The 17,507-nt window shown below is 41.3% G+C and carries 16 protein-coding genes and 1 pseudogene; 11 read left to right on the top strand and 6 right to left on the bottom strand.

Translation table 11 applies throughout. The annotated features are described in order from the left end of the window. Positions 1 to 153: 153 nt before the first annotated feature. Complete coding sequence (locus tag ACFSFY_RS14770; protein ID WP_381539324.1) at positions 154 to 741, bottom strand: transposase; 588 nt, start codon at positions 739 to 741, stop codon at positions 154 to 156. Positions 742 to 1,535: 794 nt separating this feature from the next. Between ACFSFY_RS14770 and ACFSFY_RS14765 the strand changes: the two genes are divergently transcribed. From ACFSFY_RS14765 to ACFSFY_RS14745, 5 genes are all read left to right on the top strand, one after another. Then, a complete protein-coding gene (locus ACFSFY_RS14765) occupies positions 1,536 to 3,173 on the top strand; it encodes a hypothetical protein (protein ID WP_381539323.1) in 1,638 nt (545 codons plus the stop codon). A 189-nt stretch (positions 3,174 to 3,362) separates the two neighbouring features. Further along, positions 3,363 to 4,250, top strand: coding sequence for a D-alanyl-D-alanine carboxypeptidase family protein (locus ACFSFY_RS14760; RefSeq protein ID WP_381539322.1), 888 nt, complete (start codon positions 3,363 to 3,365; stop codon positions 4,248 to 4,250). Positions 4,251 to 4,577: 327 nt separating this feature from the next. Continuing rightward, positions 4,578 to 5,021 carry a MarR family winged helix-turn-helix transcriptional regulator gene (locus ACFSFY_RS14755; RefSeq protein WP_381539321.1) on the top strand — a complete coding sequence of 148 codons (444 nt, stop codon included), beginning with the start codon at positions 4,578 to 4,580 and terminating at the stop codon, positions 5,019 to 5,021. 68 nt (positions 5,022 to 5,089) lie between these two features. Further along, positions 5,090 to 6,148 (top strand): LLM class flavin-dependent oxidoreductase, encoded by a 1,059-nt coding sequence (locus tag ACFSFY_RS14750; RefSeq protein ID WP_381539319.1) that lies wholly within the window; start codon positions 5,090 to 5,092, stop codon positions 6,146 to 6,148. A gap of 12 nt (positions 6,149 to 6,160) precedes the next feature. Further along, positions 6,161 to 6,727: an NADPH-dependent FMN reductase gene (locus ACFSFY_RS14745; protein WP_381539317.1), complete on the top strand. Its 567-nt coding sequence runs from the start codon at positions 6,161 to 6,163 to the stop codon at positions 6,725 to 6,727. 368 nt (positions 6,728 to 7,095) lie between these two features. On the opposite strand, the gene abc-f is transcribed toward ACFSFY_RS14745, so the two are convergent. Beyond that, positions 7,096 to 8,970, bottom strand: coding sequence for a ribosomal protection-like ABC-F family protein (gene abc-f, locus ACFSFY_RS14740; protein WP_381539315.1), 1,875 nt, complete (start codon positions 8,968 to 8,970; stop codon positions 7,096 to 7,098). Positions 8,971 to 9,224: 254 nt separating this feature from the next. Next, complete coding sequence (locus ACFSFY_RS14735; RefSeq protein ID WP_381539313.1) at positions 9,225 to 9,362, bottom strand: RAxF-45 family protein; 138 nt, start codon at positions 9,360 to 9,362, stop codon at positions 9,225 to 9,227. Positions 9,363 to 9,847: 485 nt separating this feature from the next. On the opposite strand from ACFSFY_RS14735, the gene ACFSFY_RS14730 reads away from it, so the two are divergent. From ACFSFY_RS14730 to ACFSFY_RS14715, 4 genes and pseudogenes are all read left to right on the top strand, one after another. Continuing rightward, complete coding sequence (locus ACFSFY_RS14730; protein WP_381539311.1) at positions 9,848 to 11,161, top strand: PQQ-dependent sugar dehydrogenase; 1,314 nt, start codon at positions 9,848 to 9,850, stop codon at positions 11,159 to 11,161. Positions 11,162 to 11,294: 133 nt separating this feature from the next. Continuing rightward, the gene (locus tag ACFSFY_RS14725; protein ID WP_381539309.1) at positions 11,295 to 11,786 is read left to right on the top strand and encodes a hypothetical protein; all 492 of its coding nucleotides are present in this window, start codon (positions 11,295 to 11,297) and stop codon (positions 11,784 to 11,786) included. 403 nt (positions 11,787 to 12,189) lie between these two features. Beyond that, positions 12,190 to 13,182: pseudogene (locus ACFSFY_RS14720) on the top strand (Rpn family recombination-promoting nuclease/putative transposase). 154 nt (positions 13,183 to 13,336) lie between these two features. Continuing rightward, positions 13,337 to 14,071, top strand: a complete 735-nt coding sequence (locus tag ACFSFY_RS14715) for an MBL fold metallo-hydrolase (protein ID WP_381539307.1) — start codon at positions 13,337 to 13,339, stop codon at positions 14,069 to 14,071. A gap of 275 nt (positions 14,072 to 14,346) precedes the next feature. Here the strand turns inward: ACFSFY_RS14715 and ACFSFY_RS14710 are convergent, their stop codons facing one another. Continuing rightward, the gene (locus ACFSFY_RS14710) at positions 14,347 to 14,583 is read right to left on the bottom strand and encodes a glutaredoxin family protein (protein WP_381539305.1); all 237 of its coding nucleotides are present in this window, start codon (positions 14,581 to 14,583) and stop codon (positions 14,347 to 14,349) included. 207 nt (positions 14,584 to 14,790) lie between these two features. Between ACFSFY_RS14710 and ACFSFY_RS14705 the strand changes: the two genes are divergently transcribed. Further along, positions 14,791 to 15,837: an acyl-CoA dehydrogenase family protein gene (locus ACFSFY_RS14705; protein WP_381539303.1), complete on the top strand. Its 1,047-nt coding sequence runs from the start codon at positions 14,791 to 14,793 to the stop codon at positions 15,835 to 15,837. An 88-nt stretch (positions 15,838 to 15,925) separates the two neighbouring features. Here the strand turns inward: ACFSFY_RS14705 and ACFSFY_RS14700 are convergent, their stop codons facing one another. Both ACFSFY_RS14700 and ACFSFY_RS14695 read right to left on the bottom strand, forming a co-directional pair. Beyond that, positions 15,926 to 16,207 carry a hypothetical protein gene (locus tag ACFSFY_RS14700; RefSeq protein WP_381539301.1) on the bottom strand — a complete coding sequence of 94 codons (282 nt, stop codon included), beginning with the start codon at positions 16,205 to 16,207 and terminating at the stop codon, positions 15,926 to 15,928. A gap of 60 nt (positions 16,208 to 16,267) precedes the next feature. Then, positions 16,268 to 16,528: a helix-turn-helix domain-containing protein gene (locus ACFSFY_RS14695; protein ID WP_381539299.1), complete on the bottom strand. Its 261-nt coding sequence runs from the start codon at positions 16,526 to 16,528 to the stop codon at positions 16,268 to 16,270. A gap of 231 nt (positions 16,529 to 16,759) precedes the next feature. On the opposite strand from ACFSFY_RS14695, the gene ACFSFY_RS14690 reads away from it, so the two are divergent. Further along, positions 16,760 to 17,413, top strand: a complete 654-nt coding sequence (locus ACFSFY_RS14690; protein WP_381539297.1) for an XRE family transcriptional regulator — start codon at positions 16,760 to 16,762, stop codon at positions 17,411 to 17,413. Positions 17,414 to 17,507 lie beyond the last annotated feature (94 nt).

The following is a 17,507-nucleotide window of genomic DNA, read 5'->3' as shown; positions in this document are numbered from 1 at the left end:
AGTATCCGTAGTATGGGTGAAAACTTGGAGATATAAACTTCTGGTTGGTGTTGGCTTTTTAGACGGTGCCAGTCACTCACACAACTCGGGAACCATTCGCACAATTCGAAAAACAGTGCATCAGATCAAGTGAATGATCTGATGCACTGTTTTTTAGTCTAAAGATGTCACGTGAATTGCGGCATCTTTTTTCTCGTTGCAAAAGATGTGATATCCTTTGTTGCATTTCGAATAGGGGGGAGGCAGATGGGATGGCAGAAGCTCAAGATCTAGGAATGCATAAGGGGATGGCTTTTTGCTGTGGTAGAGAGCAAAGGAGCTGTATGGATACTCTTCCATTTTACTGACCATAGGGATTTTTGTTTCAATGGGGTTTTGGTGGATGTATCGGCTTACTTCCAATAAAGAATGAGTACTGGCGGCGACCTTGGCGAAATAGCGGCCTCCGTATAAATAACCAGAGTACGAATATCGCTTGTTAAAATAATCCGAATAGCGGCGGTTGATGAGTGCCATTATTTTACCTAAAGGAACTTCTGGCGACCTGATCAGTAGATGATAATGGTTGGTCATGATGCAATATGCGACGATTTGAAAGGGGTATTTCATATATGCGTAGTGAAGGACCCGGAAAAATTCGTCGAAATCTGCTTTTGTCCGGAAAATATCTTGTCGATTGTTGCCACGCATGATGACATGGTCGAAGTAACGGGGATTCCATATTCTATTCTTCCTAGCCATACGCAATTCCTTCCAGACGTTGAAAGATCGCGGATTTCTTCATGGGACATTCCATTTCTACTACAACACTTCTAAATATTGCTACGATAAGACTCACTTCTTTCTTTTACCTCATCATACTCAATATGAAGAATTGTCACAACTGTGTTAATTAATCTGATAACTAGATAACTAGGTTTTAACCTTGAATATACGCCCAAAATGAAATAATCACACCACTTTTGGCATCAAAGTTTTATTTTGCATAGTTTCCTATACGTTTGTTGTCGGAGTAGTGTCTTAGTTGTGTGAGTGACTGGCACCAGAATTGTAGACAACTGTAATATTAAAATCGAATAACGTCAGGCCATTTGGGTCATTCAATAATGATGTTAGTAAAGTAGTACAACACGTCTGCATACGGCTTTGACTTTGGATCTCAAAAAGAGGAGTAAACTGGATTAACCGGGAAAGTCTATCAGAATAGGCCCTCTTTTTGGTCTTTGGCCAATTATAAGTAAGGACTACTGGAGTGGTTTCCGTTTGTGACATAGGATAACATTTCCATGGAAAATTGTTATTTGGTTGTAACACTTGAGTTGTTTTCATTTGTTAGTGTAGTTAACAAGCAGACGGGGCACTGCTAAATTATTCGATTGAAAATCTTCATAACGGATATTAAAACACTGACCCTGGTTTTAGCTTTTGCTTTAGTAGGAGGTAGATGTACAAAACGACTTAATAGAATGAGTGTTATTTCATTTTCTTATTTAGTAGTCGAAATTAAAAAACAAAAAAAGGGAGTCTGATGATTCATGTCTAAAGAAACTAATCCACAAGAGAAGAATACGAATAAAAATAAGAAGATTTTGCCGTTTGTAATGTCAAGCTCAATGATAACTGCTGCTATTTTCGGAGCGGGCGGTTCAGCTTTAGCTGCCGAAAAGGGTGAGGAGAAAGAGTTTAAAAATCATGGTGAAGAGGTCTCATCTTTTGCAACAAGCATTCCTGGTTCACCTGAAAAAGGAAAAGTAATGCGTGCAATTGCTAATAAAAACTTTCTGGAAAAAGCACCCAATGAGGGCGATTCGGATGATCCTATAGATGAAGACGATGCAATTGACGTACCTGTTGATGAAGATGAAGCGACAGATGTACCTGTTGATGAAGACAAAGGAACTGACATACCTGTTGGTGAAGACGATGCAACAGACGTACCTGTAATTGAAGACGAAGGAACTGACATACCTGTTGATGAAGATGAAGCAACAGATGTACCTGTTGATGATGACATACCTGTTGATGAAGATGAAGCGACAGATGTACCTGTTGATGAAGACGAAGGAACTGACATACCTGTTGGTGAAGACGATGCAACAGACGTACCTGTAATTGAAGACGAAGGAACTGACATACCTGTTGATGAAGATGAAGCGACAGATGTACCTGTTGATGAAGACGAAGGAACTGACATACCTGTTGGTGAAGACGATGCAACAGACGTACCTGTTGATGAAGACGAAGCAACAGACGTACCAGTTGACGAAGACGATGCAACAGACGTACCTGTTAATGAAGACGAAGCGACAGATGTACCTGTTGATGAAGATGAAGCAGCAGATGTACCAGTAATTGAAGACGATGCAACAGACGTACCTGTTGATGAAGATGAAGCAACAGATGTACCTGTAATTGAAGACGAAGCGACAGATGTACCTGTTGATGAAGACGAAGCGACAGATGTACCTGTTGATGAAGATGAAGCGACAGACGTACCAGTAATTGAAGACGAAACAGAATGGCCAGCCGACGATAATATCAATGAAGATACTACGTCAACTGACCAATCAACCGATGGCACTATTTTAACAGAAGAGCAAGTAAATGAATATAGATCTGTAATACAAAATTATAGTAGTTTAATTGATTACTATGACTTCATTATTCAAGATCATCTTGGTATGAACTTACCAGATGATGTTGGCAATGTGGTCGAAGTACCCGCCGATGGTGAGGATGTAGTAGAAGGCGATGATGCTACAGAAGTACCTGCCGATGGTGAGGACGTAGCAGAAGAAACTGTTGAAGGCGATGATGCTACAGAAGTTCCTACTGCTGGTGAGGACGTAGCAGAAGAAACTGTTGATAGCGATGATGTTACAGAAGTTCCAGCTGATGGTGAGGAAGTAGCAGAAGAAGCTGTTGATAGCGATGATGTTACAGAAGTTCCTACCGATGGTGAGGAAGTAGCAGAAGAAGCTGTTGATAGCGATGATGTTACAGAAGTTCCTACTGATGGTGATGAAGTAGCAGAAGAAGCTGTTGATAGCGATGATGCTGCAGAAGCTCCAGCAAAAGAAGCTGTTAAAACAACAGTTTGGGACAACATAGTCGGTTATTACCAACAAGTTGTTACGGCTTACTCTTCTTTACTCGGTTTACTGAAAAAGTGAAATAACGATTAAGTTAAAGTAGAGAAAGTGCCAGTCACTCACACAACTCCGACACTATTCATGCGAAAAACTAGCAACCCTTCTGTTTACATTCAGAAGGGTTTTTTCGCATCTTAAGAAATTCTTAAGAAATGTACTTTAGGATTCTTCATTATTTGCGTGTATGATTGCAATTAAGAGGTGTGGGGAATGAAGAAATGGTTATTTATTTTATTTGTATGTGTGCTGGGTGCAACGTTTGTACTTAAAGATCGGGAAGAAATGGCGAAGACTGTTGATTTGAATGAGGACGCGAAAGCGATTATTTTGATTGAAGCTGAGACAGGAAAAGTGCTTTATAAAGAAAACAGTACGGAGTCCTTGCCGATTGCGAGTATGTCAAAGCTCATGACTCAGTATCTTGTGCTGAACGCTATTGAAAGCGGATCGCTGACTTGGGAAAGTACATATGAACCGACGGATTATGTGCAGCAAATGGTTGGGCAATCGGGAGTCGTTAAACTGGGGATGTCGCCGGATAAATTATATAGCGTGAAAGAACTATTCACCGCGATGACGGTGGTTTCCGCAAATGATGCAGCTATTGCGCTTGCAGAAATGGTTGCGGGAACAGAAGATGCATTTGTGGAAATTATGAATGAACAGGCGAAGTTATTTGGAATGAAGGCGACAACGTATTTCACCGCAAGTGGCCTTGATGGGGCTTATATTGGCAAAGGGGCGGGGTACGCGAATGTTTCATCCGCCAAAGATGTTGCGGTGCTTGCGCAGGAATTAATTGCCAAGCATCCTGCAGTGCTTGAATTCACAAAAATAACGGATTTTACAACTAGCGACGGCGCTCGACTATGGGCTACAAACTTAATGTTGTCGGGCATGCCACAAGCGATGGCGGGAATCGATGGTTTGAAAACAGGGTACACAGATGAAGCCGATTCTTGCTTTGTAAGCACTGGTGTTTTCGATGGAAAACGGTATATTTCAGTCGTGATTGGCGTTCAAGCAGATGGAAGCGATACAATCAACCCGCGATTCAACCTTACTCGTGAACTATTTGAACGCTATGTGTTGGACTAGCAGAAAAAGTGCCAGTCACCTACGCAATTCAGAATAGTGTCGGAATCGTGTGAGTGACTGGCACCAAGAAAAAACTGGCACCAAGAAAACCGAGAAAAACTCTGAAAGAGGATAATCGGGTCGGTCGAAAGTCATGACTTGCAAGCAAACTGGGGTGGAGTGCAAGCAAATCTGGCTTGAGTGCAACCAAAACCATCTTGAGTGTAAGGAAACTCCCCGGTGAGATGAAAAGCAGTGCCAGACACTCAAATTTAAGACAAATAGCTTGAAAACCAATCACTTGCGTAGTAAAGTGATTGTCAGGTTAGTGATGGGGAGGAAAATTGGATGCGTAATAATACAATGGGATCGTTGATTTGGTTACGCTTAATGCGGTTTACGAATCAAAGCAACCAGTTGTCGAATGATTTTTTAAAGCGTTTTGATTTAACAACGGCTCAATTTGATGTACTTGCACAAATTCAACTACACCAGCCACTTACACAAAGTGAATTAGCGGATAGAGTGACGGTTACGCAGGGCGGGATTTCTCGTATGCTTGCGCGACTTGAAACGGAAGGTTATATTGTGCGTAAACAGGACTGGAAAACGAAAACGATTAATTTGACTGAGAAGGCGGAAGCGATTTTAGAAGAAGCAATGCCGGCTCAACTGGCGTTTCAAACGTCCTTTTTTGAAGATGTATTAACGAAAGAAGAAGAGAAAACACTCTATAGATTGATGACGCGTGTGCATAAACACAGTCAGAAAAAAGGATTGCCATCGGAGTGATTTTTTTTACAACATCACTTGACTAATCAATTCAAAGCAACTTGACATCGAAAAAGGAGAGAATACTAATGGAGAAATATCGCATAGATCAAACTAAAGGACTTGAATTCGGGTTGTATTCGATTGGGGACCATTTACTGGATCCGTTAACAGGAAGCCGAATCAGTGCGCAGCAGCGGATTCATGAATTAATTGAGGCGAGTAAACTTGCGGAAGAGGCGGGGCTGGATGTGTTTGCTGTTGGTGAAAGTCACCAAACGCATTTTACAACGCAGGCACATACCGTTATTTTAGGTGCTATTGCACAAGCAACAAAAACGATTAAAATTGCGAGTTCTGCCACTGTGTTAAGTGTGTCGGATCCCGTTCGTGTCTATGAAGATTTCGCGACGATTGATTTAATTTCTAAAGGTCGGGCTGAAATTGTTGCGGGAAGAGGTTCGCGCATAGGGGCCTATAGTTTGCTTGGGTATGATGTGCAGGATTATGAAGAATTGTTTGAAGAGAAACTGGAGCTTTTACTGAAATTAAATGACGAAGAAAAAGTGACGTGGCAAGGTCAATTCCGTGCGCCTTTGGAAAATGCAACGATTTTACCGCAACCGAAAAACGGACATTTGCCGATTTGGCGCGGTGTGGGTGGACCGCCTGCGAGTGCGATTAAGGCGGGGTATGCCGGTGTGCCAATGATGCTTACAACACTTGGCGGTCCAGCGGCGAACTTTAAAGTTTCGGTCGATGCGTATCGTGAGGCGTTGCAGCGCAGCGGTTTTGATCCAGCGAAGTTGCCGATTTCTACGACGAGTTTATTTTATACAGCGGAAACTTCACAGGATGCTCTTCGTGAATATTATCCATATGCGAATTCAGGAATGATGGCTCTCAGAGGCGGCGGCTATCCGAAACAACAATTTGCTCAATCGACGGATTCGCGCGATGCTCTAATGATTGGAAGTCCACAACAAATTATTGAAAAAATGCTTTATCAATATGAACTGTTTGGTCATCAGCGTTTCATGGCTCAAATTGACTTTGGCGGTGTTCCTTTTGATAAAATCATGAAAAATATTGAATTGATTGCAACAGAAATCTTACCAGCAGTGAAGAAATATACAGCGGGGAAATAAGGGGAGATTCGCATGAAAATCGTATTACTATCAGGCTCCAAAGTAGGGTCTAAAACTAGAACGGCGATGGATTATACACTGAACATTACTCGTGAAAAGTATCCGGATGTAGAGGTTACATTGCTGGATCTTGCGGAATTTGAAATGGTCTTCAGTGATGGACGGAATTACTTTGAATATGAAGGCGACACAAAATATGTGACGGAAACAATTATGGCAGCGGACACGATCATCATTGGGACGCCGACGTTCCAAGCTTCGATTCCGGCTACGCTCAAAAATATTTTCGATTTATTACCGGTCGATGCATTCCGAGATAAAGTAGTGAGTATGCTTGTTACAGCAGGCACGGCGAAGCATTATTTGATGGTGGAGCAACAGCTGAAACCGATTTTAGCGTATATGAAAGCGCATATTGTGCCCACGTATGTATTTATTGAAGAACAGGATTTTCACCGAAAAGAAATCGTGAATGACGACGTACTTTTCCGCATGGAGCGTTTGGTGGAAGATACCGTGCTTCTCGTGGATGCTTATGAGGCGATACGGAAAGTGAAAGATGAGGAATATGGGTTTTGAAATAGGCGTGGAGTCAAATGAAGTTAAATGTCCATTAAGTGCTCCACTCGCTTAATGGACGTTTTTTATTGGATAATTTGGCGGGTCGGAAGTCCTGACTTGCAAGCAGATCTCTTTTGAGTGCAAGCAAACGCCGCTTGAGTGCGAGCAAAACCGACTCGAGTGCAAGCAAACCCTGCTCGAGTGCAAGCAAACCCGTCGGAGCGTCCAGAACACCAAAAAAACACCAGATTCTCGATACAACTTAAGAATCTGGTACTCTTTATTCTACTTTTTGCTCGTCAAGCCGTTTAAATCGGTCTGGTAGCTGTTCCTTTATAGTAACTAATCGGTACAAAAAGGAATCTTCCCTCTCCAGGATTCATGTATTATTCCATTTCGCCCATCCATAGTTCATAATAAGCTGCCAATTCATCTTTTAAAGCGGCAATCTCTGCCGTAATCGATTCATATTTCACCCAATCCGTTTCAGATTCAGCTTTCTTTATCAATGAAGTAATTACAAGTTCAAGCTTTGCGATTTCCTCTTCTGGATTTACGGATGGGACTTCTTTTATTCTCTCTATCTTCGGTTTTAGAACGGGTGCTGGCACCATATTTATTTCAGGTTTCATTCGAATTTGGAGCTCCTGCCATTTGTCCCGCGCCCAATTATAGGGCCCCTCGAAAGTCGTAATCACTCCGTCTTCCAGCCATGCCGTACGGGAGAATAGTTTATTCAGAAAGTAACGATCATGTGAAACGGCGACGATTGTGCCCGTGAAATCTTCCAAGGCTTCTTCCAATACTTCGCGCGATTCAATGTCTAAATGATTTGTTGGTTCATCCAGTACAAGGAAATTGACATCCTGATGCATAAGTTGGACCAAACGAAGCCGCATTCGTTCTCCACCGCTTAAATCCCCGATCCGCTTGAATACATCGGGTCCATAAAACATGAATTTCGCTAAAATATGCCGCGCATCGCCTTCAGCTACTTGCACTTCTTGTCGAAATACATCGATGAGACGAGCCTTTGGATCCGTAATTTCAAAGTGCTGCGATAAGAATCCGATTTTGACATTGCTTCCTAATTTGTTCAGCCCGCCATCAATCGGTAGTTCACCCAATAGAATCTTCAATACCGTCGACTTTCCGCTGCCATTTCGGCCGACAATCGCTGTCCGGTCCTTCCAATATACATGAAAGTTGGCGGCCTTTAATAATTGCTGTTGTCCGAACGATTTCGTGATACCTTCCATTACAACAACTTCTTTCCCACTTCGCGGGGCGGCTTCAAACGACAACGCCATTTTCTTCGGATCGATGAGCGGTTTTCGCACCTTTTCCATTCGTTCCAACGCCCGTTCCATATTCCTTGCTTGTCGGTGCAGTCCCTCACTCGGGGGATTGGCTTCATTTGCCCACTGATGAAGTCGCTTAATGGCTTCTTTCATTTTTTTAATCTTCTTTTGTTGCTCTTCATAATTTTGGAACTCCCGCATCAGACGTTCTTCTTTCTCCAGAAGGGAGGCGGAGTAATTTCCGAAATAAAGATGAAGTTCTCCTTCCTCAAGATCTGCAACCTTTGTTACAACGCAGTCTAAAAAATAGCGATCATGTGAAACAATGACGATTGTTCCCGGATAATCTGTTAAAAAATCTTCAAGCCATTCGACTGCAAATAAATCCAAGTGATTCGTTGGTTCATCCAATAACAATAAGTCCGGTTTCGTCAATAATAGTTTACCAAGCATGATTTTCGTTTGTTCTCCACCGCTTAATTGCCCGAAAGACCGGCTGACAAAGGATTGCAATTGCAAACCGTTAATGATTTTTTCGATTTCGGAGTCGATTATATAGCCGTCGCGACGGGCAAACTCTTCCTGCAAATCCCCGTATACACGAAGCAACGTATCCATTTCATCTGTAGTGGGATTGGCTAACGCGATTTCCAATTCCGTCATTTTCACTTGCATTGCCTTTAATTCTTTAAATGCACCGCTTAGTACATCGTAGCCGGTCGTTTCTTTTTCGAATGAAGGAATTTGTGCTAAATAGCCGATTTTCGACCCTTTTTTAAAATGAAGCGCGCCGCTATCCGGTTGTTCTACTCCTGAAATTAACTTGAATAACGTTGTTTTCCCACTTCCATTGCGTCCAACAACGCCTAACTTATCTCCCGTCTTTATTTCCAAAGAAAGGTTTTCAAATATCGTATTGCCACCAAGCATTTTACTTATTTGTTGTATTGTACAGATCATATTTTCCGCTTCCTCTCGTTCTGTTATCACAGCTGGAAGCAACCCAAGCGTCTGGCACCCGGAGTCTAGACAACTTTGAAAAGCGCAGGGTGCCCGGTAGACGCGACAGGCATAAGTCGATTTAGCGACGTGGCGTTCTTTGCCACACAGCTCAATTGCTTATGACTTAAGCGTCTGGCACCCGGAGTCTAGACAAACAAAAAAAGACCGCGTGTAAGCGATCTTTCCCTTAAAAGCATTGCAAGGAATGAGTGCTAAACAGCTGTGTGATTACTGAAATTGTCTAAAAAGGACAGACGTGTCCCGTTAGGCGTAATTTCATGAATAATCGCACATGAAGTGGCTAAAAACTCCAACAAGCTTCCACGTGCATACACAGTATCCAACATCATTCCTCACCTCCGAGTATTCATAGTAAGAATAGTCTAACACGCAATAGTGATATATACCATTCTTTTCGATGGGACTTTCTCATTCCGCAAATTTCTTGTGTGGATATGATAATTTTACCTGAAACGGTTTCCTATATCTGGTTAATCAACAGACGTGAAAGCATACAAACTTTTATTACCGATAATTGGGTAAGCCAAAAGTCCTGACTTGCAAGCAAATCGGGTGGAGTGCAAGCAACATTGGCTTGAGTGCAAGCAAAATCATCTTGAGCGCAAGCAAACTCCACTTGAGTGCAACCAACACGCCCCCGAGTGCAAGCAAATTCACCGGCAAAGGAAATCTCTGTGTTTTTTTTGTATTCCATTCAGGATTGTCAGAGTAGTGTCCGAGTTGTGTGAGTGACTGGCACCAAAAAGGAACAAATGCCCTACCCAACGCATAAGTATAGGAGAACTGATCATAAAATCGAAAGGGGCATAAAGAAGTGAAGAACCAACTTATGCCGAATGAACGTTTGTTGAATCCTGAGGATATTTCGCTTCCGCCTGGATATAAGATTGAGGTTTTTGCGGAAGGTTTGACGACTCCAATAAATGCGACTTTTACAGATGCAGGTGAATTATTCGTTGCGGATTCAGGCATTACAGACGGCAATGGGAAGGTATGGAAACTGGGAGAAGGTGGGTGGATTCTCGTTGCAGACGGTTTCAATCCACCACTTACTGGAATTACGGAGCACCAAGGAAATATTTACGTCGCGCATCGCCGCTATGTAACGATGATTTTACCGGATGGGACGAAAAGGGATATTATTGAAGGTTTACCGAGTAACGGCGATCATCACAACAACCGCGTCGTTTTTGGTCCGGATGGGAAAATGTATTTTGGGCAGGGCACTGCGACGAACAGCGGGGTTGTCGGCAAAGACAATGATTGGGTGAAGGAACATCCTTTTTTTCATGATTATGCTGGCGGCGACGTCCCTCTTGTGGGCAAAAACTTTACAACGTCTAGCTTTTTAGCGGATGGCAATAAAAAATCTGTAATCACGGGGGCATATTCTCCTTTTGACGTTCCAAGTACGAAAGGTGAAGTCGTGAAAGGGATTAAGCGTGCGAGCGGAAGTATACTGCGGGCAAATGCGGATGGTTCGGAGTTGGAACTGGTTGCATGGGGACTCAGAAATCCTTTTCGACTTCGCTTTGATGCACATCATCGCCTGTTTGCCGCAAATCACGGAATGGATGAACGTGGAAGCCGACCGATTGCCAATTCTCCGGATGAATTTCACAGCATACAACCGGGTATGTGGTACGGTTTTCCAGATTATACGGGGGGATTGCCCGTCACAATGTCGAGTTTCAAGCCGGAAAACAAGCCCCAGCCCGAATTTTTACTGGTTAATCACCCTATGCAACCTTCCCGTCCGGTAACAACATTTGCGCCTCACTCAGCCATTATGGGTTTTAGTTTCAATTTGAATCCAGACTTTGGGCCCCTCCACAATGCATTTATTGCGGAATTCGGTGCGAATGATCCAATCACAACAGGCGGGAAATTGACTCCATATGTGGGACATCGTATTTCGTGGATCGATATGACGACAGGTCAGGTAAACCTGTTTGCCATCAACAAAACGGGAATGCCTGCATCACTCACGGGTGGCGGTGGTTTTGAGCGACCGATTGACGTCATTTTTTGTCCGAAAGGTGATATGTATATTGTGGATTTTGGTGTTTTTTCAGGAAGCAGTGCGGTCCCGGGCACAGGCGTTATTTGGAAAGTAGCGAAGAGTTAAACAGGTACTTCATTATAAAGAATACAATGGATAACCGAGAGGAGGAAGACGCATTTATGTAATCAAACCCCTATCTACTTTTCCAAACGACATTCATCAGCATATAAAACGAAATTGGTCCCAGGCAAAAATAATGATTTTCGCAGCACTTATGGCTGCATTCGCGGCTATTTTACAATCAGCCGGTGGATTGTTGGTAGGGATCGGATTCTTCATAAGTCCATTTGCCACCGCTCCAATCCTAATGGCCACACTCGTATCGTTTCGTTCTGGTGTATTCACATATTTTGTAAGCATACTTTTGTTGCTGATCATTCAACCAGCCGAATTATTTATCTTTCCATTTACGACAGGTCTGTTGGGACTTGGTTTGGGATGGTCTTTCCGTGCGCTTTCCTCAAGCTATGGAATCGTATTCATGAATGGTGTTTTACTATTCCTCGGCATTTGCATCCCGCTGTATGTACTCGGTTTTCCCGTTTTCGGACCAAGCAGCACATCTTCAATCAGCGTCACTATGCTCGTCCTAATATTCGTATTTTCATTATTATATAGTTGGATTTGGTTGGAATTCGGTTTATTTCTACTCCGTAAAATTCAGAAATTCGTTTTATATTCGAAGTAATGAGTCTTCCAACCCGGAAATCGGCTGGAAGGCTTTTTAAATGGGTTTTTGATGAAGTGAATTGTGTGAGAATTGTTTGGGGGACTGTCACCGATTCATCACCGATTCAAATATGGTGAGTCGGAAGTCCTGACTTGCAAACAAATCCAGCTTAAGTGCAACCAAATCATTCTGAGTGCAAGCAAATTCTCCGGTGAGAGAAATCGTGGAAAAGCAGTCGTTTTTTACTACACACAGATAAAATCGGATGAAATGAATTGTGTGGGAATTGTATGGGGGACTGTCACCCGTTCAGTCACCCGTTCAAACTAGTTCAATTTCTCCACCAACAATATTGGTCAAGTCCGATGTTAGATTGTATAATATAAAGTAAGGATAATGGTATGAGGGGGAAGTCTTGCCAATGAAAATACAGAATCCGCATGATAAGTTTTTCAAGGAAACATTAGGTAATGTGTCAACAGCGAAGGATTTCCTAACTCATTACTTGCCAGACAATATCATGAAAGTTATTGACGTGAACACTTTAGAACCACAAAAAGATAGTTATATCAATGGAAAACTACTTGAGAGCTTCTCGGATTTACTATTTAAAGTGAATATTTTGGGAAAAGAAGGTTACCTTTACTTTCTGTTTGAACATAAATGTTATGAGGATAAAGGGATTGCTTTTCAATTACTAAAATATATGATTGAAATTTGGGAAGCTAAGTCGAATAAAGAGAATGCTAAAGAATTGCCAATCATTATTCCACTTGTTATTCATCATGGTCGGTCAAATTGACGTTTACCAACTAATTTGGGTGCTATGCTGAATGGATACAATGAACTTCCAGAAGACTTGAACATATACGTGCCCAACTTCGAATATCTGCTGTTTGACCTGTCAACCTATGCTGATGAAGAAATCAAAGGAAAAGCACAAACACGAATATTGTTAACGCTTCTTCGTGATATTTACACGAAAGATAGTGATGAACTTTTGCAATCGGTTCTTCTGTCCATCCAATATCTAAATGAATTGGAAGATAAGAAAACCGGGATTGAATACTTTGAAACGATGATACGGTATATATTTAGTGCTGCAAAAGACCTGACAAAAAATGATGTTGAACGAATGATACAGCGATTTGAAATGACTTATCCAGAAGGGAGTGAAGTAGCTAGGACTTTAGCTGATATGTTGAGAGAAGAAGGCATGGAAAAAGGCATGGAAAAAGGTGGAGTCGCGGCACTTTCTGAAACGGCTCTTCAAATGTTGATTGAACGATTTGGAAAAGTTCCAGAAGACATTAAAGAAGGCATCGTGAATTCGGATACAGCTGCCTTGAAACTATTGCTAGTAAACAGCTTCAAGTTTCAGGAAATTGACGAAGTTAGAAGATATATTCAGTAGTGCGTTCCATGAACCGATTCCATTAATAATCCCAAACCTACCTTTGGATTAAAGGCGGATTTGGGATTATTTTATTAAAGAATAATATAATTTATAATCGGTGGTTTTCGTGTACACTCTACATAAGATTACTGATTTAGTGAGGAGAGAAAACATGAAGATTATTCCGATTGGTATATGGGGTGGGTACCCGAAAGCGAATGAAGCGACGTCTTCTTTTTTGATTGAACACGAGGGATTTCATTGTTTGATTGATTGTGGAAGTGGGGTTCTTTCATCAGTGCAAAACTACTTGCCTCTAGAAAAGATAGATGCGGTCGTCATTAGTCATTATCATGCGGATCATATTGCGGATATTGGCAGCCTTCAGTACAGCAGACTTATTCAGTTTTACTTGAACAATCCATCGCCTGTGTTACCGATTTATGGACATAGACAGGATGAGGAGAATTTCGCAAAACTCTCGTACAAAGAGCGTACAATCGGCGTTGAGATTACGGAAGACGAAACAGTGGAAATCGGTCCATTTACAGTGTCCTTTTGTAGAACCATTCACCCGGCTTATTGCTTAGCAATGAAATTCACAGTTGGAGAAAAAACGGTTGTACTGACAGCCGATACAGAGTGGCGCGATGAACTCGTCGATTTTTCAAGAAAAGCGGATTTGTTAATCAGTGAAGCGAATTTGTTTGAAGAACATATCGGCGTTGCACCGGGCCATATGGGTGGAAGCGAAGCGGGGAAATTAGCTGCAGAGGCGAATGTAAAACAACTTATGCTCACGCACTTACCTTTACACGGAAATGTCGAGGAGATTCTAGAAGCCGCAATCCAGGAGTACAAGGGGTCTGCAGAACTTGCGGTAGCCGGGAAAGAGTATACGATTTAGTTGTCTGAATAGTGTTGGAGTCGTGTGAGTGACTGGCACCAATCTGATAAAAAAGGACTCCAACAGACAAGTACTGTCTGTGGAATCCTCCTCTATTAACGATTACTTTGTAAACTCCATGATCAAGATCGCGACACCTGTAATAAATAAAGCCACGTGTCCGATGCAAATGCGTGGAAATAGTTTTCGGTTCATTTCTTTTTCAATCATTTCAGGTGTTTGTTCGGTACATGAGTTGCAAAAAAGTGAGGACTTTCTGAGATTACTCAAAATACTTATCCTTTTAATGCTTCCTGAATCCCGTTCGTATCGAACCCAAGGATCCATTTTCCATTGAGTTCTGTTTGCGGAACTCCCATTTGACCAGTTGTTTCTACTAATTTCTGTCCTGCAGCTGGATCGGTCTGCACGTTCACTTCTTTAAATGGAATGTTTTGTTCCGTTAAATAATTGGTCATCATTGAGCAATATGGGCATGTAGATGTTGTATATACAGTAGCTGTTTGTGTCATTTCGAGTTCCTCCTTTAATTATCTATACCCTGATTATATACCCGTGTAGGTATATAATCAACAAATTGAATCGAGTTCGAATCTCTAATAAAGGCTTTGTTTCTACTGGAGTCAGTTGTCCGAATCGTGTCCGAGTTGTGTGAGTGACTGGCACCTGTTTGGTGTATACTATAAAAAGGATAATACATATGAAATGGGGATACTAGTATGTTTAATGAATCGATTCGTGAAGAGATTAAAGCGCAAGGGGCGGCGATTGAAAAGTTGGGTACATTGCCGGATGACTTGCTGCAATTTGCTTATGAAGAAAAGTTGTTTAAGTGTTTTGTTCCAGTAGAGCTTGGTGGGAAAATGTTGGAACTGCCTGAAGCGGTTCGTGTTTTTCAAGAAGCATCTGCACTCGACGGTAGTTTTGGTTGGCTTGTGGCAATCGGTTCAGGGGGGAATGCGTTTGTCCCGAATTTTAAAGAAGAAACGTGTAGAGAACTTTTCAGCCCTAAGGAAGCAGTCATTGCGGGAAGTGCCCATTCGACAGCGATTGCGGTGAAAGAAAACGGCGGTTATCGTGTGACGGGTGAGTGGAGATATTGCAGCGGTGCTCCGTATGCTTCGATGTTTACGGCGAATAGTAAATTGGAAGGTACAGAGGAAATCGTTACGTGTATTTTCACGCCCGATCAAGTGGACGTCATTCAAGATTGGGATGCATTTGGGTTAAAAGGAACGGGGAGTCACACCATTCGAGTGGAAAATGCATTTGTTCCTATAGTGAGAACGTTTGATTTAATGAAGAATGCCAATGAATTTGGAGATATCGTTCATACTTTTCCATTTGTGCAATTTGGACAAAGTTCATTTACTGCGGTGAGTTTGGGAATTGGACAGGGCTTTTTTGAAGAAGCAAGACGAATTCTGGAGGCCAATAAAGAGCAGTGGTCGAAAGATGGGAATGATAAATACGAAGCAATTACTTCGATTTTAGATGAAGAGCTTGTTACCTATGATCAAATAGAAGGCGTTTTTTATTCGACACTACAGGAAATCTGGCAAACGCATAAAGATGGAGAAATGCTGGAAGAAGCGGATTTGAACAACTTTTCAAAGGTTTGTAAAGAAGCTGCTGATACAACAATCGGCTGTGCCAATCGTCTTTTCCGACACTTCGGAATGGAAGCAGTTATGGAATCATCCGATTTAAATCGAATTTGGCGTAATTTACATACAGCAAGTCAGCACACATTTCTAACTCCTTAAATAAATTAAAAAATCGAGTACCGTTTCCCAGTTTACAGTGGGAATCCGGTGCTCAATTGAGTTATACTATGCATAAAAGCATGAAAAGTTATCTTTTTTCAAACGATGAAAGTTCTTGAGCTAGTTCAAGGATGTTCCGTAAAGATCCAATCCGGTTGTTAAACTGATTGGTGTCAATTACTTTTTCTTTGTGCATAATTTCTAAAGAATGTAAGAGCGACATGCTGTTTTTAATATAAACTTCTTTTAGCTGATCGAGTGCGAGTAATTCATATGAATCAGCCAATCCAGTTTCAAGGGACAAGGTTTGATCTTCAATAATCTTGGATAAGAGTTCTTTTAATTCATCTAAAGAATTCTCAGTGCACATATGTAGGATAGCCTCCAATGAAAGTGCTTTTGTTTATAGAGTATTCTTTTGAATGTCACATTATTTAGGTTCATTTCTTTGAGTATTGTATAACGTAATATCGCTCCCGAAAAATATATAGCGGGATGGTATTTGGAATACTTCTTCCAGTTTCAAAATGTGTTCATATGAAATATCGGAGGAGTCTCTTTCCCAACCTTCATATTCTTCCAAAGTAACGCCAATTTTGTTTGCGAGTTCAGAAGGATTCATACCACTTTTTAATCGTAATGAATAAATGGTTTGGATAAGATAAAAGGGAACGCCATTTTCAGAATTCAAGTAAATCACTCCTTAACTCTATGTTATATTACTAATAGTAATAAATCAATACCTATAACGTATGTATAGCCCATAATTCATAGTTATAAACCCTTAATTTTATTGCTAATAGTGATAATTAGGTACTTTTGATTCAACTTGGCGTATTAAATACTTTTTTAAATCATGTATTGTATACATACTTAATGCTGTATACTGAAACTAGTATGTGTCTAATTGGGGGTTTTATGCTTGGTCAATGTCGTAAAAGACTTGTTTTCAAAGCGATTAAGGAGATTACGTGAAGAAAGCGGATTAACGATGGTTGAACTTGCGGGTATTCTTGGTATGAGCCAGGCAACGATTTCTGAATGGGAGAAAGGGAATAAGTTTCCTAGAGCTGCCGCGCTGCAGGGATTGGCAAACCATTTCGATGTCCCGATGGAATACTTTTTTAAAGAAAAAGTTTTCCTTGTAACTGAAATGGTGAATATTCCACTGCATCCAACAATCCTACAAAGCGCTGTTTCCAATAATGACGATGTTTTGGATGAAGATGTTAAACAAATTAAATTACCAACGAGCCTTTTAGGATCTTATGCAGATGAGGAAAACCTAGATGCATTTTTAGTTCCAGGAGACAGTATGAATCATCTGTTTCCAGAAGACTCAACAATCGTTGTTAAAGAAATAGGGCAAGCAGACTTAGTGGATGAGGATATCGTTATTTATATTTTTGATGGAAAATATGCAATCGGTCGATTTAGAAGGAACGATGCTGGGAAAGTGTTTTTGTTTAAACCGGAATCTACAAATGCTTTATTATATGATATAGTCGTTCCTTTCGAAAAAATTCAAAATGTGAAAATTGTAGCCAAAGTCATATGGTATGGTGTTTTAATTTGACTTACGGTACTTGATATAGAGGCAGAACTTCGCAAAGATACCTAACAATAAACCTTGTAAATCATGAAAAATCCCTGGAATTCAATTTAATTGA

The organism is Sporosarcina siberiensis, from assembly GCF_042681925.1.
Classification (GTDB): Bacteria; Bacillota; Bacilli; order Bacillales_A; family Planococcaceae; genus Sporosarcina; species Sporosarcina siberiensis.
The sequence above is the reverse complement of the archived record's forward strand: the minus strand, read 5'-3'. Positions and strand labels throughout refer to the sequence as shown.

Bases quoted from the DNA above. Each gene is read 5' to 3' on its own strand.
- ACFSFY_RS14770 (WP_381539324.1), bottom strand. From the start codon at position 741: ATGGCTAGGAAGAATAGAATATGGAATCCCCGTTACTTCGACCATGTC.
- ACFSFY_RS14765 (WP_381539323.1), top strand. From the start codon at position 1,536: ATGTCTAAAGAAACTAATCCACAAGAGAAGAATACGAATAAAAATAAG.
- ACFSFY_RS14760 (WP_381539322.1), top strand. From the start codon at position 3,363: ATGAAGAAATGGTTATTTATTTTATTTGTATGTGTGCTGGGTGCAACG.
- ACFSFY_RS14755 (WP_381539321.1), top strand. From the start codon at position 4,578: ATGCGTAATAATACAATGGGATCGTTGATTTGGTTACGCTTAATGCGG.
- ACFSFY_RS14750 (WP_381539319.1), top strand. From the start codon at position 5,090: ATGGAGAAATATCGCATAGATCAAACTAAAGGACTTGAATTCGGGTTG.
- ACFSFY_RS14745 (WP_381539317.1), top strand. From the start codon at position 6,161: ATGAAAATCGTATTACTATCAGGCTCCAAAGTAGGGTCTAAAACTAGA.
- abc-f (WP_381539315.1), bottom strand. From the start codon at position 8,970: ATGATCTGTACAATACAACAAATAAGTAAAATGCTTGGTGGCAATACG.
- ACFSFY_RS14735 (WP_381539313.1), bottom strand. From the start codon at position 9,362: ATGATGTTGGATACTGTGTATGCACGTGGAAGCTTGTTGGAGTTTTTA.
- ACFSFY_RS14725 (WP_381539309.1), top strand. From the start codon at position 11,295: ATGATTTTCGCAGCACTTATGGCTGCATTCGCGGCTATTTTACAATCA.
- ACFSFY_RS14715 (WP_381539307.1), top strand. From the start codon at position 13,337: ATGAAGATTATTCCGATTGGTATATGGGGTGGGTACCCGAAAGCGAAT.
- ACFSFY_RS14710 (WP_381539305.1), bottom strand. From the start codon at position 14,583: ATGACACAAACAGCTACTGTATATACAACATCTACATGCCCATATTGC.
- ACFSFY_RS14705 (WP_381539303.1), top strand. From the start codon at position 14,791: ATGTTTAATGAATCGATTCGTGAAGAGATTAAAGCGCAAGGGGCGGCG.
- ACFSFY_RS14700 (WP_381539301.1), bottom strand. From the start codon at position 16,207: ATGTGCACTGAGAATTCTTTAGATGAATTAAAAGAACTCTTATCCAAG.